The sequence below is a fragment of the Microbulbifer sp. SAOS-129_SWC genome (genome assembly GCF_039696035.1).
GTDB lineage: Bacteria > Pseudomonadota > Gammaproteobacteria > Pseudomonadales > Cellvibrionaceae > Microbulbifer.
The window spans coordinates 1,018,525-1,039,735 of sequence record NZ_CP155567.1; the positions used below are offsets into that span (position 1 = coordinate 1,018,525).

A 21,211-nucleotide genomic window follows, 5' to 3' on the forward strand; every position below is an offset into this window, starting at 1 on the left:
TGGTCTGGGAAGGGGTAAGCAAATACGGCGTGGTGGATTGCCTGGGCGCAGACCTGCAGACAGGTGGGGCCGCCGAAATCGATGGCATGGTGAAAAAATCAAGTGTGGACGCGGCGCCCTCGAATAGGTCTGTGGTGGGGCGCGATAATACTGCCGTCGGAAATCTGGGAGTTGCTGGAAAATACCCTGCCGCGTTCAGGGGGAAATTCAGTTAACTGACGCGATTGATGAATTGCTAAAGCTGCAGGCTGTCGATGCATACCGAATTGTTGGTCATAGCCATGATTGTGTAAACAAGCTTGGATATTTGAAAGCCTAGCTAGATTACGGTCTATACAATCATGAAATTGGAGCCGACTTAAAAAACATGTCTATGTCTTTCAGGTGAAACGATAAGAGATTGCTTAGATCCAATTTTCTACTGACAGCTACTATAATGATCTAGACCGGCGATAAGAAAAATCTTATTTGCTTCAAATTGCGAAATTAAATTTCACAAAAGCATTGCGAGTCAGTGTCAGATTCATAGAACAATACTCCGGCGTAAAATTAAGATGAATGAAATTAAGTTAGTTTATATCGTCGGATATGGAAGGGTCGGCAGTACACTGTTTGGCAACTTTTTAGCTGCGACAGGAGGATGTGTTAACGTCGGAGAAATGTATAAATGTTTTTTCGATGAAGATATGTATCAAAAATCATTACCATGTGGTTGTGGTGATGATTTGCCAAGGTGTTCTTTCTGGTCAAAAGTTGACTTCGACGCCAGCTCTGAAGTTCGTCGTGAGGTGGGTAGAAAGGTACGGAATAGGCATATATTCAGAAACTTCAAGACTTACCTGAAAAATTTCCCGAAAATAAAGAGTCGCTTTAAGGAACTAAATGAAAGGCTTTCTAAGTGCTGTGAATCAAACGTTGTAGTTGACTCTTCAAAAAACCCAGCCTTCTTAAAGTTTCTAGTTGATTTGGGGGCAGAACCATACGTTATACATTTAGTCCGGCGGCCTTCAGATGTAATAAGAAGCTGGTCGAAAAGCAAGCGCTACTTAAAAAAGAAAAATATAATCAAAACTATATTTGACATGGCTTATTATGAATATTGTATTAAAGTGGCGTGCAAAGAGATTGCTCGGCATAAAAAAATATTTGTTAAATATGAAGACTTTATCGAGAGTCCCGAGTCTGAAATAGAGAGAGTGGCAAAATTTATTGGGGAGCCGTTATTTATTAGTAGGCTGGAAGATGATTCTTTTGATGTTCCCTTGTCACATAGTTGTGCAGGAAATCCATCAAAATTAGATCAAGTGGGAAGAGTCACTTTAAGTAAGGGAAAGTCATGCTCTAGGAGAAGTTTATCTGATGTTCTGCTGGGCGGGAAGTATGGCTATTAATATGAGTTGAGCAAGCTTCGACTTTTTATTATCGGCGATACTTGTGTTAATTACGATGTTGCATTCCGTTTTTCCAGATGCCAAATATAGTGACTACCTCTCTGTGTTGGTTAACTCAGTTATTTTTCTTTCAACGTGTCCAACAATACTCGATTGATGAGTTCTGGTGCTGCTGTTGTATTAATAACTTCAATAGTTTTATTTTTTTTGACTTTTTGGTAGAGGGGGGAGAGAGCTAATTAATCCCATGCATGGTTCTGCCTCTCTTTAGATATACCCAAAATTCTTTCTGCAGAAATATTGGCCTTCTGTTTTATTTATAGACTTACTGGTTTGTATATATTTTTTGTGCTAGGGAGTAATGAGTTTGGAGATTTTCGACTCTTGGCTCTCAAACTGGGGTGGAGCATGTGGTGCCCTCTTTAAATATTTTTAAATTTTATTTTGGGGGGCGATTTTTTATTCCCTCCGCGTTGGGGATAATAAAAGCAAGCCTCGAGTGCATGCTGAATTTCACTGTCAGTAGTCATGATGGCGGACAATGTAATTATTTATTTACCAGTAATTTTGGTATCCTTTTCACTGGTTTCTCTTGGGATCTAAACGGTGCGAACGCGTGAACCTGCAAGACATGAGATGGCTGCTGAAAGACTTTGCAGCTAATTCGTTATTATCACAAGAGATATACAGACGATTTATTTCTAGTAGTGGTAATTTTGTAAATGTAGATAGTGATATCGTCGTGGAGGGATATCCCCGTAGCGGCAACACCTTCTTTGCTGCGCTATTGATGTCTCACTCCTTGCGGCCATTGAAGATGGCCAGGCATAGACATGAGATTGGACAGTTAAAGAGAGCTATTTCACTTGATAAACCAATTTTTTTGCTGGTCAGGAATCCTCTAAATTCCGTAGCTTCGTTTGTTATTAGAGAGGGAGTTAGTATTAGCTTTGCCTTAAAATATTACATGGAATTTTATGGCTATGTTGAGAGGTCAAAAGAAAGTTTAAATGTAATATGTTTCTCTGAAATGATTGATAGGCCTTCTAAATTAATTAAACTTGTTCAAGCGCGTGTGCCTAACTTACCGTTAACTTACTACGGGACAGGTAGCGACATGAATGTAAGGTCCATGATAATAAATATGGAGTTGGAGGACTCCGGTGGCTCAGAGATAAGGGAAACTCATGTCGGTATACCAAGTAAAAAACGCGATTATGAAAAAGAAATAATCTCGAATATTATAGAGAGAAAATATAAAAAAATATATATGGAGTGTCGGTCAATTTATGAGAGGGTGTATAGCAAAAGGTATGTGCTTTGAAAATAGCTATTTTTCACAATAGGTATAAGGTTTCTGGAGGGGAAGACTTTGTCTTTCAAGAAGAATCTTTACTTCTTGAGGAAAAGGAGAACGTAGAATGTTATGAAGTGCATAATGAAAATATTGTTAGCCGAATTTCTGCTGTAATTACTGCGTTGGGGGTTGTATTTAACTTTAAAGTATTTTCATGGGCGAAACGGAAGTTTAAGCGCTCTCCAGTTGATGTTGTTCATGTTCATAATTACTTTCCATTGTTGTCTCCCTCAATTTTTTACGCTTGTAAGTCGTCTAACGTTGCTACAGTTCATACATTGCATAATTATAGGGCCATTTGTCCAACAGCCCTTTTAATGCACCGAGGGATAATAGTTGAGGATAGCATTAAAGGACGATGCTTCTGGACTATAAAAGAAAAAGTCTATAAAAGCTCATATTTAGGAACTATATTTCTGTCGCTAATGGTCGAAGTTCATAAGTGGATAGGGACGTGGAATCGGACGGTCGATCGATATATTGCTTTAACGGAGTTCTCTAAGAGAAAGTACGTAGAGGCTGGTTGGCCTGCTAATAAAATAGTTGTAAAACCGAATTTTATAAAAGATCCGTTTAGTGGCGCTCAAAAAATTAAGAAAAAGGGTGGTTTCGCCCTATTTGTTGGAAGACTGAGCGAAGAGAAGGGGATAAATACTCTTCTAGGTGCCTGGAGTAGTATTAAGTTACCTCTTAAAGTTATTGGGGACGGCCCGCTGAGAGCGGTTGTCGAAAAAATAGATGAAGACAATATTGATTATCTCGGGTATAAAAATAAAAAGGAAGTTTTAGGCCTGGTTAAAGACGCTGACTTTATTGTTATGCCATCTACTTGGTACGAAGGGTTTCCAATGGTTTTGGTTGAAGCGTTTGCGTGCGGAACACCTGCGATTGTATCCAAATTGGGAAGCATGGAAGAAATTGTGAAGGACGGAGTTACTGGTCTGCACTTTGAGACAGGAAGCGCAGACGATTTGGCTGAAAAGATAAATAATCTTATCGCAAACCCGGAACTTTTAAAGTCTATGGGGGAAAATGCCAGAATAGAATACTTGGATAAATATACCCCTGAAAAAAATTATGAAATATTGAAGGACGTTTATAGGCAGGCTATTGGTGAGGCAAACCGTAAATAATGAATAAACTTCGTATAATATCGATGGATACTAGTGTGTCCAGTCGGAATGATGCTGTAAATCAAGTTATCAATCTTGCTGCGAAGAAGCGGGGAGCTTATGTATGCGTTTCAAATGTGCATATGTGTATGGAAACCCTAGATTCCGTTGGTTTTCGCAGCATAGTAAATGATGCAGATCTAGTTATCCCTGATGGACGCCCAATATTTTTTGCCCAAAAAATATTGGGCGCTGCTGGCGCAAGTCAGGTTAGAGGCCAGGACATCATGAATGATATTTGCAAAATGTCAGGTAGAAATAAGTTAAATGTCGGCCTATATGGTGGTAGCTCAATTGAAGTATTAGAAAGTACGGCGGAAGAGTTGCAAGGTAAATTTCCGGATATCAATATCACCTATAAATACTCGCCACCATTTAGGGCGCTTTCTGAAAAAGAAGATGAACGCGTCGTTGAGGAATTAATAAGCCAAGGTGTCAACGTTCTTTTTGTGGGAATAGGTTGTCCAAAACAAGAGCAGTGGATGGCGGAGCACAAAGGACGTGTTAATTGTGTAATGCTCGGCGTCGGCGCGGCATTTGACTTCATCTCAGGCTCTAAAAAACGCGCTCCTGTTTGGATGCAAAAGGCGGGGTTGGAATGGTTTAGTAGGCTCCTCTCTGAACCACGCCGCCTTTGGAAAAGATACCTTAAGCAAAATCCTCGCTTTATATTTCATTTCGGGCGTCAGATTTTTTTTGGAAAAAATTACTGAAATAGGTTTTTTGAAGTATGCGTAATAAAGTTTCACTAATTACGGGTATTACTGGTCAGGATGGTTCTTGTCTGGAAGAGTTGCTATTGGAGAAAGGCTATGAAGTGCGCGGTATCAAGCACCGTGCCACACGACACTAAATCTGAGTTCCATCTGCACTGCGAGAACTTTGTGATTCCGAAGGTCAGGACGAACGCTTGCAGGTAAAACGAATTGTGATAAACCCCAGTGCGCAGTTGAGTTTGCTGATACCCCACCACCGGGCGGAGCACGGGATTTTCATATCTGGGGCGACGCGTGTGACTTGTGGAGAGAAAGACTTTTTGCTTTGGGAAAACCCGAGCCTCTATATCCCGTTCGGGGTTATACATCGGTTGAAAAATCCCGGCACCATTCCGCTCGAATTAATTGAAGTGCAGTCGGGCTCTTATCTTGGAGAGGGCAATATCGTAAGGTTTGAGGACAAGTATGCGCGCGTGTGACGGCTGCTTTTATTTTGAAGAGCAGAAGCTTTCCATTATGAGCTGGTGCGAATGATAGCCCTCGTTATTCGTCTTTCTCGGCAGAGGGAGCTTTTTCTCAACACCGGTGTCAGTCTGGCCGCTCGTATTTTGGCCGCATTGGGTGCCTTTATTGTCAGCTTGTTAATTGGTCGGCAACTGGGGGCGTCAGAATCTGGCTACTACTTTCTAGCCTTCAGTGTCGTCACCTTCCTGGCTGGATTCTCCCGTATAGGATTGGAGAATACCCTGCTACGTTTTACCGGTGCGGCATTCGCGGAACAGGCTTGGGGCACAGTGCGTTCGGTCTTCACGCGCGCCATGCTGCTTACATCTGGCGCCAGTTTCGTGGTGGCATTGCTATTGTACCTGTCGGCAGGTTGGCTGGCCGAGCGGGTATTTGCCAAGCCTGAATTGACTGCGGTTTTGCGCGCGATGGCGCCCGGGGTGGTAGGACTGGCGCTGTTTACCATGATATCCATGGGGTTACAGGGGCTGAGGCGTATCGTGGCTTCTGTCTTTACCATCAATATTTTCGTCAACCTGTTTCTTGCTGTAGCGCTGGTTATGTTCGGTATCGTGAGCGCGGAGTACGCAGGCTGGGCCTACAGCGGCGCCTCACTGTTGGCGGCATGTGCAGGTTACTTGTTGTTTCGGCGTAACCTCGGTAGAGGCGATGGTTCGGTGAGCTGGCCTGAGCTGTTCCAGAGTTGCCTACCGCTCTGGGTAGTAGTTCTGATGGGGCAGCTAACGCAGTGGTCTGGCCAGTTTATCGCCGGTGTGTGGGTAGAGCCTGAGGCGGTGGCGCAGTTAGCGGTGGCTCAGCGCACGGCTTTGTTAACCAGCTTTATCCTGATGGCGGTTAACCTGGTTGTGGCCCCGCGCTTTGCGGCAATGTACAAACAGGGGCAAATGGCCGAGCTGGAAAAGCTTGCTCTTACTTCGGTCAAGCTGATGGTGCTTTTCGCTTTGCCTATTGTTGTCGTGATGCTGGTCTTTCCCGGTTTCCTCATGTCGCTGTTTGGCGAGGGGTTTCGGGGCGGAGCCCATTTACTACAGATTTTGGTGGTCGGCCAGTTTATCAATGTGGCCACCGGTTCGGTGGGTTACTTGTTGACGATGTCGGGACATGAGCGGGATCTGCGGAATACGGTGCTTTTTTCCGGACCTATCGCTGTGGGTACTGCGTTTACACTGGTTCCATTTTTCGGCGCTACCGGGAGTGCAGTGGCTACTGCACTGGCTATTGCCACGCAGAATCTGCTAGCAGTTTGGCAGGTGAAAAGGCGTCTGGGTTTTAACACGTTGGCAGTTTGGCGGCGGTAAAGCTGGTACCGTCGAGATTGATCAGGCTTGGTCGGCTAATGCTGCCTGGCATTTTTATGGTTTCTTGTGTCAACTAGCGCACGGTTTTTAGATGCGTGACAGGTTTGCAGTATCGGAACTGAATAGTCTTGTTGAAACCTATTTTTAGTGTTGCTCGCGATTTTCGATTCGCTGCAGTTGTTGGTCTGTTTACGGGTGGTGGTTAGAGTGGCGGTGATGCTGGTCTGATGGCTTGCTGGTTGATTGTTGTTATGTTCGCGGCCAGGTGTTGTTCCTACGGTGCAACCTGCCTGTAAACCGTTGTAATTGGATTGGCCCATGGGGACTATTCGGTGAGGATGTTTCGCGTGGTAGTAATAGCTTTTCGCGTTCTGTTGGTGTTGCTAGTAGGGATTGCGCTCTATGCGGGGCTACGCTCGCAGCCATTTCCGGAGCCGGTGCCGCATTTTGACTGGATGCTGCACTGTGGTGTTTTCCTGGCCATGAGCGCACTGTGTACGCTTGGCTTTTCGCGGCCGTGGCAGCTGCTAGGGATCGTTTTGTTGTTGGCTTTCGGGGCGGGAATCGAGCTGTGGCAGGGCTGGGCGTTGCCGGCAAGGACCGCTTCGCTTGCCGACATGTCGGCAGATACCGTTGGCGTGCTACTGGGCTGGGTGATTGGCTGGCGCTTGAAAAGGTTTCTGGTCGCTGCGGGCTATTGCACTTCCGCCGGCGCGCGCAGATAAACTTCAAAATTGATCAATTATTAGACGTCCCTTTGAAGTTTTTGGGATTTTTGTCTCTGTTTTATAGTGAGCTGAGTTAATCTGGTGGCGTTTATTGGCACACAGACATATGGGTCGAGATAGAGCCCAATTGGTTTGCAGTGCGAATCATCAGCTGTTGTGTCTTGACAAGCCGTATTTATAGAAAAGCCGCGAGTACCACGTTTTCGATCAGGGGTTGTTGGCTTTTTGGGAATCTTAGGGGGTTGCCATGGGGGAAGGCTGGATTCGTAGCCACCAGAATGGCTTGGCTGCGCTATATCGCTTTCTGGATGGCGTGCTGATTCTTGGCGCGCTGTTTCTCAGTTGCACTTTATATCATCAGTCCTTCAGCAGCAGCTGGCAGCTGATTGGCCTGCTGGCGGCCATAGGTTTTGCCTTTATGGCGGAGTCTGTGGAGCTCTACCGCTCATGGCGGGCAGACAGCTACCTGCAGTTGTTCGGCTACACCGCATTCGCCTGGTCCATGGTCTGCGTGCTTCTGCTGTTACTGGCTTACTTCAGCAAAACCGGGCATATCTATTCGCGTCTGGTAGTGGGCAGCTGGTTCCTGCTTACCCTGTTCCTTCTGAGCGTCTGGCGCTACGTTTTCCGCCTGGTGCTTTTCTATGTTCGCTCCTGTAACCACAATATCCGTGCCGCCGCGGTGATCGGTGTTACCGAGGCCGGTGTTCAGCTGGCGCAGAACTTCGCCGATGAGCCACAGATGGGTATTCGCGTCAAGGGCTTCTACAGGGTGCCGGGTACCGACAACGGCGAGCTGTCGCTGTTGGAAATGGGCCCGATCAATCTCTTGGGTGAATTGAGTGATGCGCTCGCGGCGGCGAGGGCCGGCGAGCTTGACCTGGTCTATATCGCACTGCCAATGCGCGAGGAGCGGCGCATTCAGAAGATACTGCAGGACTTCGCCGATACCACTGCCACGGTGCATCTGCTCACCAACCTGTTTGTAAGCAACCTGCTGCACGCGCGCTGGCACCAGGTGGGCAGCTCCAACCTGCTGAGTGTTTATGATACGCCCATCGAGGGGCTGAACAGCTGGCTGAAGCGCCTCGAAGACCTCCTATTGTCATTCATTATTCTGCTGCTGACTTCACCGTTGATGCTGCTGGTTGCAGTGGCCATTAAACTCACGTCACAGGGCCCGGTGATTTTCAAACAGCATCGTTACGGACTGGACGGGCGCTCCATTAAAGTATGGAAATTCCGCTCCATGACTGCTGAGGAGAACGGCGAGAAAGTGGTGCAGGCTAGCCGCAATGATGCGCGTATTACCCCGGTTGGTAGATTTTTGCGCAAGACATCGCTGGATGAATTGCCACAGTTTATCAACGTGCTTCAGGGGCGGATGTCGATCGTGGGTCCGCGCCCGCATGCGGTGGCTCACAATGAGGAGTATCGCGGTCTCGTAAACGGATACATGTTGCGACACAAGGTAAAGCCGGGCATCACTGGCTGGGCGCAGGTGAATGGCTGGCGCGGTGAAACTGACACCGTGGAAAAAATGAGCAAGCGCGTGGAGTACGATCTGCACTATATCCGCCACTGGTCGCTGTGGCTGGATCTACGCATTGTTTTGATGACGATATTCAAGGGTTTTGTAGGCAAAAACGCTTTTTGAGACTAACGTTTTTTAATCGCCTGCACTCCTTTACATCGACATACAGCCGCTAAGGTTGACTATTGCGCCGTGATACCTTTCACGTTTTTTATGGCGCCGCCTGCATTTAGTGATGGCAAGTCCGATTGTAATAGGGGTGCACTACGGCAGCCCATTTTCTCGAGAATTCGGACATAGACAAAATGACCAAGATCAGACTTTCTGTGATGATCGGCGTGATCGTTTCCATTGGAGCAGGTTCGGCGCTGGCAGACAGCGAGGCGGCCGCGGTGAAACTCGGCAACGGTATCGAATTGACGCCGTCGCTGAATGTGGATTTCCAGAATGACGATAATGTCACTAATGCCAGTTCTAGCCAGATCGAGAGTGTGGTGACGTTGGTCAATCCCAATTTCCAGCTGTCTGCGGGTAATGACGTCTCCGACTACAACCTGACGTACTCTCTGGAAAAGGGTGCATACTTCGACAGCAGTGCCGACAACTATCTGGATCAGACTGTCAGTGGCGAAGGCAACTGGGAGCTGAACGAGCGCAACCACTTCTCACTCGCGGGTAGTTACCTGGCCGGGCACGAGGCCCGCGGTACTGGTATTTCCCAGGGCTTCGGTAATCTGCTTGATGAGCCGGATACCTACAAGGAAAACGATGTGCACGGTCTGTACAGCTATGGCGCCGAGGGTGCCAAGGGCCGTATTGACGTAACGGTAGGTTCCGGTAATCACAACTACGATGGCAATGAACTACGCGTCCGCACTCACGATCGCGGCACCAACTATGGCACCCTCGGCTTCTCCTACAACGCCGGGGGCAAGACCCGGTTGCTGGCCGAGGCCTCGCTCCGCGATATCGCTTACGACTACACGGCGCCTGGTGTCGCCCCGCTCGACAGTACTGAGACAGACTTCCTGGTGGGTATCAGCTGGGAAGGTACTGCGAAGACGACCGGCCGCATCAAGGTGGGTGCCAGCCGGAAGGCATTCGACAGCGCTGCGCGCGGAGAGAGCACTATGCCGAGCTGGGAAGTGGGCGTGGGCTGGACGCCGCGCACCTACAGTACCTTCGACCTGAGCACGAAGCGCCACAGCCAGGAGACTAACGGCGCTGGCAACTATATTGACGTGCAGACCTATCGCTTGGGCTGGACCCACGAATGGGCCGAGCGCCTGAGCACCGAAGTGGCGTATGCCCACACAAACAACCAGTACGAGGGCGTGCAGCGTGAGGAAAATATCGACAACACCAGCCTCGAGGCCAATTACGTTATGCGCCGCTGGTTGTCCCTGCGCGCCGGTGTCAGCCTCGACAAACAGAACTCCAATCAAGCCAATTTCGATTACGACAAGAACCTCACCTATATTGGCTTTGAGTTGACCCTGTAGAACAATAACTCCGTAAAAATTGGGGTATGCATTGACCGCGGACAGGGCGAGTCGCGCCCTGCCTCTCTGGCTTATTTTTGGTGTTTTTCACCGCGTTGGTGGGGATGGCGCCCTCGGATAAGGCTGCTGTTTTCGGTGGCACTTACTATCACCGGAGCTCTGGCGACAAAATACAGATCAGCGTATACGGCGAGAATGACCTCAGTATCGGGACGGAACTGGGTGACGGCGGCGTAGCGAATTACCCCTTCCTGGGCGAACTTAAAGTCGCGGGCTTGGCGGTGACCCGGGTGCTGCTCACTCTGCTGGTGGCCTTGAGCATGCAAGCGGGCTCGATGAGCCTTGCGCATCTGTAGGTACTGCGGGTGGAGCACGACCTCAAGCGCTGGCCGCAGGCGGGTAAGGCGCTGTCACCGCAGGTTCTCGCTGCTGCCTTCACGGTCATTGACCGCACCATTACACTGCACCCTGGCCGCCGCTACCAGCTGTTGCTGAAAGCTCGTCTGTTCGAATGGTGCGCGCTTACCTACGGTAAAGATCGGGCCGATCACCAGTCGGCGCTGGCACTGTATCGCCGCGCAGCGCCCGGACAGGCGCTTGGAAATGATCAGTGTGAAGTTGAACCTGAACCAGCTGGACGCGGAACTCGACCAGCTGCTGCAGCAGGCCGATCGCCTCTGCCCCTATGCGCCGGTAGTGCACAGCGCCATCATTCACGCGGATCTGCAGCTTGGCCGGTGCGATGGGGTAGTGCTTGCAGGACAGGCAACTACTGCGCGGGCTTCAGAACAACCGCAGCCGCGCGCAAACCGTACAACCGGTACAACAAAACGGTGCCGAAGCGGCGACTTACCGCTGGTTGGCGCAGGTTCGTGGCCTTGAATTGGTCAAGATGCTCTGCTCGCATGGTACGTCTGCCGCGGGCGACTAGCCCCGTGCCCCTTGGGAACGGCTACCCGATGTGAAGTGAGGGGCGGCGTGACGCCCCCACCTTTGGCATAATCTGCGTTCTATCGCGGTGATTGGGTAATTACCGCGCAACTTCGTAGAGCAGGGTGGCCCCACGGTCTTATGATTTTTCAGCAGCTGATTGTTGCCGGTATTTTTGTACTGGTCATCGCCTCCCTGACTCTCACTCGCTTCCGTCCGTCGCTGGTGTTCGCAACGGCGGCGGGAGTGTGTTTCCTGACCGGCCTGGTACCGGCGGAGGTGGCGCTGCAGAAGGCGGTGAACCCGGGGCTGGTGACGCTGGTGGCGCTGCTGCTGGCATCCATCGGGCTGGAGAAGGCGCGGTGGCTGCGGGCCATTGCGGATGGCCTGATCAATGGCTCCCTGCGCAGCAGCCTGCTGCGCCTGACCAGTGCCACGGCGCTGACCTCGGCTTTCCTCAATAACACGGCGGTGGTGGCCGCGCTGGCCTCGAGCGTGAAGGCCCAGCGGCGCTATCCCGCGGCCAAACTTTTGTTGCCGATGTCCTACGCCGCCATCCTCGGCGGGACCCTGACGCTGATCGGTACCTCCACCAACCTGATTGTGAACAGCTTTGTCCTCGACCGCGGTGTGCCCGGGCTGGAATTCTTTGCCTTCCTGCCCATCGGGCTGGCGGCGACCCTCGTTGGCCTGCTGGTACTGGTGCTGTGTAATCGCTTGTTGCCGGAAGGGCGCGGCGCGGAGCTGCCTTTCACCGAGTACCTGCTGGAGGCGGAAGTGGTGGCCGGCTCGCCGCTGGACGGCAAATCGGTGGAGCAAAATAACCTGCGCCAGCTGGAAACCCTGTACCTGATCGAAATCGTGCGTGGCGGCGGGGTGATCAGCCCGGTGGCGCCGACGGAGATCATCAAGTGTGGTGACAAGCTGATTTTCAGTGGCGATGTGCGCGATCTGGGGCGGCTGCAGGATATTGAGGGGCTGCGCGTGTTCGCGCTGGACGACGAGGCGCTGGATATCGAGCTGACCGAGGTGGTGCTGACGCCGAGCTCGAGCATCCTTGGCCAGACACTGAAAAGCAGCCAGTTCCGTACCCGCTTCGATGCGGCGGTGGTGGCAATGCGTCGCGGCGGTGAGCGGTTGTCCGGCAAACTGGGCGAAATCGAATTGCAGGCGGGCGATGCACTGCTGATGGCGGTGGGGCAGGATTTCAAGCACCACCGCAATATCGACAAGAACTTCTACGTGATCAGCGGTGGGGAGGTACAGCGCCAGCTGTCCCGCCGCGACAACTGGCTACTGGGGATCGGTTTTGTGGCACTGGTGGCCGGCGCGGCGCTGGGATACTTCTCGCTGCTGAAGGGCCTGGTGGTGCTGCTCGGTGGCATGATCGGCCTGGGTATCGTTTCCACCACCGAGTTGCAGCGTCGTTTCCCGTTCCAGATCTGGCTGATCATCGCCAGTGCGCTGGTGCTGGCCGAGGCGTTTGCCGGCAGTGGCCTGGCGGATGCTTTGGCTGCGGCCATGCGCGGGTCGCTGATGAATGCCGGCCCCTACGCGGCCCTGGTGGGTATATTCCTGCTCACGCTGGCGCTGACCGAACTGATGACCAACAACGCCGCCGCCGCACTGGCGTTTCCGCTGGCCTGGAGTCTGGCGGAGAGCTTCGGCGTGAGTACCATGCCGTTTGTGATGGCGGTGGCCTACGGCGCCAGCGCCAGTTTCCTGACTCCGTTCGGCTACCAGACCAACCTGATGGTGCAGAACCTCGGCGGCTACCACCTGAGGGATTTCCTGCGCGCGGGGCTGCCGTTGACGATTGCCTACTCGGCAACGGTATTGCTGTTGTTGCCGGTGGTGTTTCCGTTTGCGGGTTGAAGTGTGGTTGCGGAATCACGTGCGGTGCCAACCGCGACCCGGGCGAACACAAGGTTCGCCCCTACCGAACGAGTGCAGTGGCTATAGCAAGGGCACCGCGACCAGTGGCACGGAAGGCACCGCAGTGGATGGGTTCTCCGCGCTTGATCCGTAGGGGCGAACCTCGTTCGGCCGCGCGGGCCCGGGGCGCCCACACCGCATACCCAACAGTTGCATTGATTCCAGCAAGCACAGCGCGACATACGCCACGGCAGGCGCTGCGGCGGATCGGTTCTCCGCGTTTGTTCCGTAGGGGCGAACCTCGTGTTCGTCCGCGCGGGCCGCAGGCCCGCCCCGCCGACACTCACCAGGCGCGCCGCGACCCGGGCGAACGAGTGCGGTGGCTACAGCAAGTGCACCGCGGCCAGTGGCACGGAAGGCACCGCAGTGGATGGGTTCTCCGCGCTCGATCCGTAGGGGCGAACCTGGTGTTCGCCCGCGCGGGCCGCAGGCCCGCCCCGCCGACATTCACCAGGCGTACCGCCACCCGGGCGAACGAGTGCGGTGGCTACAGCAAGTGCACCGCGACCAGCGGCACGGAAGGCACCGCAGTGGATGGGTTCTCCGCGCTTTATCCGTAGGGGCGAACCTCGTGTTCGCCCGCGCGGGCCACAGGCCCGCCCCGCCGACACTCACCAGGCGCGCCGGGACCCGGGCGAACGAGTGCGGTGGCTACAGCAAGTGCACCGCGACCAGTGGCACGGAAGGCGCCGCAGTGGATGGGTTCTCCGCGCTTGATCCGTAGGGGCGGACCTCGTGTTCGCCCGCGCAGGCCGCAGGCCCGTCCAACAACTTGTTTAAAAAATATACTGCCAGACTCGCCCGAACCTGTTAGACTCCGCGCCCTCTTGCCCCACGCCGTACACCGGCCTCACGGGGTACAAGCCGGATTGGGTAGCAGACCTCCTCGCCACGGGCTCCTGTCACTGAGTAGAACAAGCTTGAAATAGCGCGGTGTTGCTATTGCCGGGCTTATTCGCCTTGCCCAGCAATTTTTGGCAGTGAGCTATGGTTACACAACCTGGCTGCTGCCTGGCCCCCTATGTAGATTCAAGTGAACTCCGAAATGACCGATACCCCCGAGCCGATTGGCTTCGACCAGCTGGGCCTGCCGCCCGAAATTCTCAACGCCGTCAAAAAACTGGGTTACGAGACCCCCTCGCCGATCCAGGCACAGACTATCCCGTCACTGCTGGAAGGCAACGATTTACTGGGCCAGGCGCAGACCGGCACCGGCAAGACCGCGGCGTTCGCGCTGCCGCTGCTGGCCCAGCTCGACCTGAAGGCCAAGCGCCCGCAGGCGCTGGTGCTGGCACCGACCCGCGAACTGGCCATCCAGGTGGCCGAGGCCTGCCAGTCCTATGCCGCCAACCTGAAGGGCTTCCACGTCGCGCCGATCTACGGCGGTGCCGATTACCGCGGCCAGATACAGCAGCTCAAGCGCGGCGTGCAGCTGGTGGTGGGCACGCCGGGCCGGGTGATGGACCATATGCGCAAGGGCACCCTCGACGTGTCCACCTTGAAGACCCTGGTCCTCGATGAAGCCGACGAAATGCTGCGCATGGGCTTTATCGACGATGTGAAATGGGTACTGGAGCAGATTCCCGATGAGCGCCAGATTGCGCTCTTCTCCGCCACCATGCCGAAAGAGATCGCCTACATCGCCCGCGAGCACCTGCGCGAGCCGGTAGAAGTGAAGATCCGCGTCAAGACCGAGACCGCCGAGACTATCCGCCAGCGCTACTGGCCGGTGGGCGGTCTGCACAAGCTGGACGCGCTGACCCGCATCCTCGAGGCGGAGCCGGTGGATGGCACCATTATCTTCGTGCGCACCAAGAACAGCACGGTGGAGCTGGCCGACAAGCTGGCCGCGCGCGGCTTTGCCAGTGCCGCTCTGAACGGTGACATGGCCCAGAACCTGCGCGAGCAGGTAATCGACAAGCTCAAGAGCGGCAAGCTGGATATCGTCGTGGCCACCGATGTGGCGGCGCGCGGACTGGACGTGAAGCGCATCAGCCACGTGATCAACTACGACATTCCCTACGATACCGAAGCCTACATCCACCGCATCGGCCGCACCGGCCGCGCCGGGCGCGAAGGCGATGCGATCCTGTTTGTGGCCCCGCGTGAGCGCCGCATGCTGCGCGCCATCGAGAAGGCGACCAAGAAGCCGATCGAGCGTCTCGACCTGCCCACCGCGGCGGCGGTCAACGCCTCGCGTATGGAGAAGTTCCGCCAGCGGATCACCTACACCCTGGCGGGCCGCCGGGATCTGGCACCGTTCCGCGATCTGGTGGAACAGTACCTGGCCGAGAACGAAATCGATCCGCTCGACGTGGCGGCGGCGCTGGCTTCCATGGCCCAGGGCGATCAGCCCCTGCTGCTGGACGAGCGCGAGCCGGAGCCGCGGGAGTTCCGTGAACGCCGCGAAGACCGCGGTGATTCCGACCGCCGCGAGCGCAAGAAACGCAGCTTCGACAAGGATAAAAACGTGCCCGCGCCGGACGAGGGCATGCAGCGCTACCGCATTGAAGTCGGCCGCCAGGCCGGCGTAAAGCCGGGCAATATCGTCGGCGCCATCGCCAACGAGGTCGAGCTGGACAGCTCCTATATCGGCCGCATCGAGATCTACGAGGGATTCACCACCGTGGACCTGCCCGAGGGCATGCCCAAGGAAATCTTCCAGCACCTGAAGCAGGTGCGGGTGTCCGGCAAGCCGATGAACATCTCCCGCTATACCGAGCAGCCTGGCGCTGGCAAGCCGCACGGTAAACCCAAGGGCAAGCCCAAAGGTAAGCCGAAGGGCAAGCCGCGCAAGGCCAGCCAGTAAAACAAAAAAGGCGAACCGAAACCGGTTCGCCTTTTTTCATGCATGGCCGCAATGCAGCCGGCGGTTCTGGCTCAGCCGGGGCTCAGTTCGACCTGCCCCAGGGCAACATGTGCCGCAGCGTATCGTCTTTGGTGAAGAAGTGGTGCCAGAGTGCACCGCAGATATGCAGTACCAGCAGGGCCAGCAGGCCGTTCCAGATCAGCTCCGTGTGCGCGAATTCCAGTTTCTTGGCGATAGGAATGTTCTTCTCGACGAAGGAGGGGATGTCGAACAGCCAGAAGATGGTGGTGTCGCGCCCGGCATACTGGCGCATGGCCAGCCCGGTCAGCGGCATGCCCAGCATGGCCACGTACAGCAGGCTCTCTACCAGGACGGAAACGGGGCGCTGCCAGGCGCTGCCATAGAGTTTCGGGCGCGGGTGGGTGGCGCGCCAGTACATGCGCAGAAAGGCCAGCAGCAGCACGCTGAACCCCACGGAAAAATGGAACACCATCAATCCGCCGCGAATTGGACTGCCCTTGCTGAAAGACTCGTGCAGCTCCGCCGAGCCCCAGGCGCAGAGAATCAGAATTGCGATCAGCCAGTGCAGCCCCTTGCTGACGGGGTGCCAGCTTGTTACCTGTTGGTCCACGGATCTTCCCCTTGTTCTGTTATTGCAGTCGCTTATCTTAGGGCCTGTTGAGCTTAAATTGAATGGCTACGACAGAGTGCGCGTGTTGTAACGCACCTTGCAGTGCTTACGGTGTGCTGATTGCCTGCGAGCGGTCGGCAACGCCGTTATCCAATTGAAGGTCCGCTTTTCCCCGCTTGCCGGCGTTACACCAGGCGCTGCCGGTTTTGTCCATCCGTATTGCCGTAACAAATGATAAGGATTATCATTCGCAAAAATAGCGTCTTTTATCGGGGAAGCGGGCAGTGATACGCAAAGGGATCTTTTGGGCGCACCTTATCTGTGGGGTGGTCGCCGGGCTGGTCATATTGATGATGTCCGTTACCGGGGTGTTGCTGACCTATGAGCGGCAGCTGCTCGACTGGAGCACCGCCGGGCAGTACCGCGTGGAGGCGGCGGGGCGGGAGCGCCTGCCGCTGGACCAGCTGCTAGCGGCGGCAGTGGCGGGTCGTTATGTGCCCGCCAGTATCACCCTGTCGGCAGACGCGGAGGCGCCGCTGCTGCTGCGTCGGGGGCGCGCCGAGCGCCGCGCGATGAATCCCTACAGCGGTGAACTCTATCCGCCCGCCAGCGAACGCCTGGATGACTTTTTCCACAGCGTGGAACAGTGGCACCGCTGGTTCAATGCCGGAGGCGAACAGCGCGCGCTGGGGCGCGCGATCACCGGAGCCTGCAACCTGGCCTTCCTGTTCCTGCTGTTGAGTGGCCTCTATCTGTGGCTGCCGGCCGTCTACCGCTGGAGCACCTTGCGCCTGCGCCTGTGGTTTCATCCCAATGCCAGATCCGGCAAGGCGCGCGATTTCAACTGGCACCACGTATTCGGGTTCTGGGCCGCGCTGCCGCTGCTGGTGATTATTTCCACCGCGGTGGTGTTCAAGTACCCCTGGGCCAACAGTGCGGTTTACCGCCTCGCCGGCGAAGAGGTTCCGCAGCGCGGCCGTGGCGGTCCGCCGCGCGGTGCGCGGGGCGACGCAGCCGCTGCGCTGAATCGCAGCGTCTCCCTCGAAAGCGCCCTGCAGTCCGCCATTGGCCGCAGCGCGGGTTGGCGAACGCTCACTGTCAGCCTGCCGCGCGGCACGGAAACCGATGTAGGCGTGCAGGTGGATCGCGGTAGCGGCGGCCAACCGCAGAAACGTTCCAGCCTGACCATCGACGGACACAGTGGCGCAGTGCTCGCGGCGAACACGTTCGCCGATCAGTCCACCGGCCGGCAGTGGCGCACGTGGATCCGCTTCCTGCACACCGGTGAGGCGCTGGGCTTCTGGGGCCAGACACTCGCCGGGCTCGCCTCGCTGGCCGCAATACTGATGGTGTGGACCGGGTTGGCGCTGTCGCTGCGTCGACTGCGAAGCTACCTTCGTCGCCGCGGCGCGCGCAGGGCCCCGCTGGCCTCTGGTGCAGATCCAACCTGACTTATCCACAGGCGCGGGGCGCCTCAGTGTGTTGATAAACCCCCACCGGCCGCGTGCAACAGTTGCGCGCGGCTAACTGCCGGGGCCGGTGGTTGTCTTCGCTTCCGGCGGCCGGATTTTTGGTGGCCGCAATCCCCGTCCGGTGTGCGTTACACCGCCAACTCATCTACCGGCAAAGAAAAATTCCCCCCAACCGGCGACAGCAGCTTGCCAATCTCCATCTTGTAAATGATAATCGTTCGCATTGCGATTTGGTAAAAGCAATATTCATTCATTTCTCGTTGGGGTTTTCATCATGATCGATCTGCCGAGTACTACGGACAAACTCGCTCTACACAACACCATGGACAGCAGCGCGCTGCCGCTCAAGCGCAAGCCGCTGGCGCGGCATTTCTCCGGACTGCCGCTGTTGGCGGCGGTGGCCTGCAGCCCGCTCGTCAGCGCCCAGGACCTGGCGGGGCAAAACGGGGACGACGGCGCCATTGAGGAAATGCAGGTGGTGGACCGGCAACCCGAACAGGCTCCGGAATCGGTCAGGTTTCCGCGCCCGCTGCTCGATACCGCGCAAACCATTAATGTGATTTCCGACGAAGTCATGCAACAGCGCGCCGCGACAACGCTGCGCGATGTGCTGCGCAATGTGTCCGGCATCAGCATGCAGGCCGGCGAGGGCGGTACGCCGGCCGGCGACCAGTTTTCCATTCGCGGCTACAGCGCGCGCACCGATATCTTCGTCGACAATGTGCGCGACTTTGGTGGCTATACCCGCGACCCGTTCAACCTGGAACAGGTGGAAGTGGTAAAGGGGCCGTCTTCCGACTATTCCGGTCGCGGTTCCACCGGTGGCTCCGTCAATCTGGTCAGCAAGGCCCCGCGTCTGGGCGACAGCACCCGCGCGAATATCACCGCCGGTACCGACAGTTACCACCGCGCCACTCTGGATGTGAATCACAGCCTCGATGGTATCGACAATGCCGCGGCGCGCCTCAACCTGATGGTGCACGATCAGGATGTAGCCGGCCGCAATGAAGTCAACAATGCGCGCTGGGGTGTGGCGCCGTCGCTGGCATTCGGTATCGATACCGATACCCGGGTGACCCTGAGCCTGTTCCACCTGGCCCAGGACAATGTGCCGGACTACGGTATTCCGTGGGTGCCGGAGGGCAACCTACCGCTGGCCGATTACGCCAACGCGCCGGCACCGGTGGATTACGACAACTGGTATGGCCTCAAGGGGCGGGATTTCGAAAAAACGCAAACGACGCTGGGCACGGTGCAGGTAGAGCAGCGACTGGGCGACAACGCCAGCCTGCGCAACACCACGCGCGTGGGCAGGACCTATCGCGATTCCTTTATTACCGCGCCGCGATTCGCCAGCGCCGACAGTACCGATATCCGCCGCACCGACCGCAAGTATCGCGACCAGGACGACGATATCGTCAGCAACATCACGGACCTGTCGCTAACGGTAAATCCCGGCGAAAACTGGGAACATAAAATCACCCTGGGGGCGGAAGTCAGCCTGGAAGGCGAGAAGCGTTATATCCGGGAAAACCTCGGCGGGGATTCCGGGCCCACGGATCTGTTCGATCCCGACCCCAGTGATCCGGTACTGGAGAATTACCAGCGCACCGGCACCGCCAGCACCGCGGACTCCACCACCGTGGCTGCGTACCTGTCTGACTCGCTGCAGATCGATGCGCACTGGCAGATAAACGGCGGCCTGCGTTACGACCGTTTCGAGCTGGAATACACCCCGGACGGCAGCCCGCTGATGGCGCGCACGGATGCCATGCTCAGCTACCGCGCCGGTCTGGTGTACAAGCCGGTGCCCGAGGGCACTATCTACCTGGGCTACGGCACGTCGTTCAATCCGAGCGCCGAGGCGCTGTCAATTTCCACCAGCCGCCGCCAGCCGGGTATTGCCAACCTCGACCCGGAAGAAAACCGCAGCCTGGAACTCGGCACCAAGTGGCAGCTGGCCGACGGCAACCTGCTGTTGAGCGCGGCGCTGTTCCGCACGGACAAGGTCAACGCGCGCACCCAGGATCCGGACGACCCGAATGATCTGCTGGTGCTGGATGGCGAACAGCGGGTGCAGGGTATCGAGCTGGGGGTGACCGGTTCGGTGACCGAGCGCCTGAGCCTTAATGCCGGTTATGTGCTCCTCGACACCGAGGTGCTCGACAGCAAGGACCCCGGGGAGATCGGCAAGCAGCTGGCCAATTCGCCGGAAAACTCATTCAACCTGTGGGCCAATTACCTGGTCAGCGAAAAGCTGCAGCTGGGCGCCGGTGCCCAGTATGTGGGCGAGCGTTACAACAGCACTTCGAACCTGCGTGCGGCACCGGACTACTGGGTGTATGAAGCCTCCGGTGTTTACGCGTTCAGCAGCACTGTCAGCGCGCAGTTGAATATCCACAACCTGAGCGGTGCGGAATATATCGACTACGTCGGCGGCGGCCACTTTATCCCCGGGCTCGGCCGCACCGCGCTGCTGAGTGTCAATTTCAATTATTGAGGGTTAGCGACCGTGCTGTTGGAAATTCCTGAAATTCTCACTCCGCCACAGGCCGCCGAAATGCGCGCGGCCCTGCAGCAGGCGGAGTGGGTGGATGGCCGCGTTACCGCCGGCCACCAGTCCGCACAGGCCAAGCGCAACCGCCAGTTGCCGGCCGATTCCGCGCTGGCGCGGGAGCTCGGCGAGGTGATTCTGCGCGCGCTGCCGGCGAACGGTTTGTTTATGTCGGCGGCGCTGCCGCAGCGGGTGTTTCCGCCGCTGTTCAATCGCTACGAGGGCGGCGAGCATTTTCACAACCATGTGGACAACGCCATCCGCCGCCTGCCCAGCGGCGGGCAGATTCGCACGGATCTGTCGTGCACGCTGTTTCTGTCCGACCCGGGTGACTACGAGGGCGGCGAGCTGCTGATCGATGACACCTACGGCGCGCACAGCGTCAAACTGCCGGCGGGCTCGCTGGTGTTGTATCCGTCCACCAGCCTGCACCGGGTTACCCCGGTGACCCGCGGCAGCCGCATCAGTGCCTTCTTCTGGCTGCAGAGCCTGGTGCGTGACGACGGCCAGCGCACCCTGCTGTTCGACCTGGATATGTCCATCAATCGCCTGCGGCAGGAGCTCGGCGAGCACGAGTCGCTCGTGGCGCAGACCGGGGTTTACCACAACCTGTTGCGGCGCTGGTCAGAGCCGTAACGGTGCGCGTGGTGCGCGGAT

Annotated in this window: 17 protein-coding genes; 16 read left to right on the forward strand and 1 reads right to left on the reverse strand. The window is 55.8% G+C overall.

The genetic code is table 11. The features are described 5' to 3' along the window. Nucleotides 1–554: 554 nt before the first annotated feature. The 13 genes from ABDK11_RS04330 to ABDK11_RS04390 all read left to right on the forward strand — a co-directional run bounded on the left by ABDK11_RS04330 (nucleotide 555) and on the right by ABDK11_RS04390 (nucleotide 15,897). Complete coding sequence (locus ABDK11_RS04330; RefSeq protein ID WP_346839074.1) at nucleotides 555–1,391, forward strand: sulfotransferase domain-containing protein; 837 nt, start codon at nucleotides 555–557, stop codon at nucleotides 1,389–1,391. A gap of 616 nt (nucleotides 1,392–2,007) precedes the next feature. Next, a complete protein-coding gene (locus tag ABDK11_RS04335; RefSeq protein WP_346839075.1) occupies nucleotides 2,008–2,715 on the forward strand; it encodes a hypothetical protein in 708 nt (235 codons plus the stop codon). Next, nucleotides 2,712–3,881, forward strand: coding sequence for a glycosyltransferase family 4 protein (locus tag ABDK11_RS04340; protein WP_346839076.1), 1,170 nt, complete (start codon nucleotides 2,712–2,714; stop codon nucleotides 3,879–3,881). The genes ABDK11_RS04335 and ABDK11_RS04340 overlap by 4 nt, the downstream gene beginning before the upstream one ends. Before the next feature lie 35 nt (nucleotides 3,882–3,916). Next, on the forward strand, nucleotides 3,917–4,633 hold the full coding sequence (locus ABDK11_RS04345) for a WecB/TagA/CpsF family glycosyltransferase (RefSeq protein ID WP_346839077.1): 717 nt from the start codon (nucleotides 3,917–3,919) through the stop codon (nucleotides 4,631–4,633). Nucleotides 4,634–4,650: 17 nt separating this feature from the next. Then, on the forward strand, nucleotides 4,651–4,773 hold the full coding sequence (locus ABDK11_RS04350) for a GDP-mannose 4,6-dehydratase (protein ID WP_346839078.1): 123 nt from the start codon (nucleotides 4,651–4,653) through the stop codon (nucleotides 4,771–4,773). A 57-nt stretch (nucleotides 4,774–4,830) separates the two neighbouring features. Further along, nucleotides 4,831–5,115 (forward strand): cupin domain-containing protein, encoded by a 285-nt coding sequence (locus tag ABDK11_RS04355; RefSeq protein ID WP_346839079.1) that lies wholly within the window; start codon nucleotides 4,831–4,833, stop codon nucleotides 5,113–5,115. A 51-nt stretch (nucleotides 5,116–5,166) separates the two neighbouring features. Beyond that, a complete protein-coding gene (locus ABDK11_RS04360; RefSeq protein ID WP_346839080.1) occupies nucleotides 5,167–6,459 on the forward strand; it encodes a flippase in 1,293 nt (430 codons plus the stop codon). Nucleotides 6,460–6,806: 347 nt separating this feature from the next. After that, complete coding sequence (locus ABDK11_RS04365; protein ID WP_346839081.1) at nucleotides 6,807–7,184, forward strand: hypothetical protein; 378 nt, start codon at nucleotides 6,807–6,809, stop codon at nucleotides 7,182–7,184. A 250-nt stretch (nucleotides 7,185–7,434) separates the two neighbouring features. Then, nucleotides 7,435–8,844, forward strand: a complete 1,410-nt coding sequence (locus tag ABDK11_RS04370; RefSeq protein WP_346839082.1) for an undecaprenyl-phosphate glucose phosphotransferase — start codon at nucleotides 7,435–7,437, stop codon at nucleotides 8,842–8,844. Nucleotides 8,845–9,026: 182 nt separating this feature from the next. Beyond that, nucleotides 9,027–10,223 (forward strand): outer membrane beta-barrel protein, encoded by a 1,197-nt coding sequence (locus ABDK11_RS04375; protein ID WP_346839083.1) that lies wholly within the window; start codon nucleotides 9,027–9,029, stop codon nucleotides 10,221–10,223. A gap of 80 nt (nucleotides 10,224–10,303) precedes the next feature. Next, on the forward strand, nucleotides 10,304–10,579 hold the full coding sequence (locus ABDK11_RS04380; protein WP_346840174.1) for a polysaccharide biosynthesis/export family protein: 276 nt from the start codon (nucleotides 10,304–10,306) through the stop codon (nucleotides 10,577–10,579). Nucleotides 10,580–11,294: 715 nt separating this feature from the next. Further along, entirely contained in the window at nucleotides 11,295–13,028 is a 1,734-nt protein-coding gene (locus ABDK11_RS04385) for an SLC13 family permease (protein ID WP_346839084.1), read from the forward strand. 1,105 nt (nucleotides 13,029–14,133) lie between these two features. After that, nucleotides 14,134–15,897 carry a DEAD/DEAH box helicase gene (locus tag ABDK11_RS04390; protein WP_346839085.1) on the forward strand — a complete coding sequence of 588 codons (1,764 nt, stop codon included), beginning with the start codon at nucleotides 14,134–14,136 and terminating at the stop codon, nucleotides 15,895–15,897. 82 nt (nucleotides 15,898–15,979) lie between these two features. On the opposite strand, the gene ABDK11_RS04395 is transcribed toward ABDK11_RS04390, so the two are convergent. Further along, nucleotides 15,980–16,528: a cytochrome b gene (locus ABDK11_RS04395; protein WP_346839086.1), complete on the reverse strand. Its 549-nt coding sequence runs from the start codon at nucleotides 16,526–16,528 to the stop codon at nucleotides 15,980–15,982. A gap of 284 nt (nucleotides 16,529–16,812) precedes the next feature. Here ABDK11_RS04395 and ABDK11_RS04400 point away from each other — a divergent pair, with 284 nt between their 5' ends. The 3 genes from ABDK11_RS04400 to ABDK11_RS04410 all read left to right on the forward strand — a co-directional run bounded on the left by ABDK11_RS04400 (nucleotide 16,813) and on the right by ABDK11_RS04410 (nucleotide 21,190). Beyond that, complete coding sequence (locus ABDK11_RS04400; RefSeq protein ID WP_346839087.1) at nucleotides 16,813–17,979, forward strand: PepSY-associated TM helix domain-containing protein; 1,167 nt, start codon at nucleotides 16,813–16,815, stop codon at nucleotides 17,977–17,979. 295 nt (nucleotides 17,980–18,274) lie between these two features. Then, nucleotides 18,275–20,500 carry a TonB-dependent siderophore receptor gene (locus ABDK11_RS04405; protein WP_346839088.1) on the forward strand — a complete coding sequence of 742 codons (2,226 nt, stop codon included), beginning with the start codon at nucleotides 18,275–18,277 and terminating at the stop codon, nucleotides 20,498–20,500. A gap of 12 nt (nucleotides 20,501–20,512) precedes the next feature. Beyond that, nucleotides 20,513–21,190 carry a Fe2+-dependent dioxygenase gene (locus ABDK11_RS04410; RefSeq protein ID WP_346839089.1) on the forward strand — a complete coding sequence of 226 codons (678 nt, stop codon included), beginning with the start codon at nucleotides 20,513–20,515 and terminating at the stop codon, nucleotides 21,188–21,190. Nucleotides 21,191–21,211 lie beyond the last annotated feature (21 nt).

Coding starts and splice junctions, on each gene's coding strand:
- ABDK11_RS04370 (WP_346839082.1), top strand. CDS start 7,435: ATGGGGGAAGGCTGGATTCGTAGCCACCAGAATGGCTTGGCTGCGCTA.
- ABDK11_RS04390 (WP_346839085.1), top strand. CDS start 14,134: ATGACCGATACCCCCGAGCCGATTGGCTTCGACCAGCTGGGCCTGCCG.
- ABDK11_RS04350 (WP_346839078.1), top strand. CDS start 4,651: ATGCGTAATAAAGTTTCACTAATTACGGGTATTACTGGTCAGGATGGT.
- ABDK11_RS04375 (WP_346839083.1), top strand. CDS start 9,027: ATGACCAAGATCAGACTTTCTGTGATGATCGGCGTGATCGTTTCCATT.
- ABDK11_RS04360 (WP_346839080.1), top strand. CDS start 5,167: ATGATAGCCCTCGTTATTCGTCTTTCTCGGCAGAGGGAGCTTTTTCTC.
- ABDK11_RS04330 (WP_346839074.1), top strand. CDS start 555: ATGAATGAAATTAAGTTAGTTTATATCGTCGGATATGGAAGGGTCGGC.
- ABDK11_RS04405 (WP_346839088.1), top strand. CDS start 18,275: ATGATCGATCTGCCGAGTACTACGGACAAACTCGCTCTACACAACACC.
- ABDK11_RS04385 (WP_346839084.1), top strand. CDS start 11,295: ATGATTTTTCAGCAGCTGATTGTTGCCGGTATTTTTGTACTGGTCATC.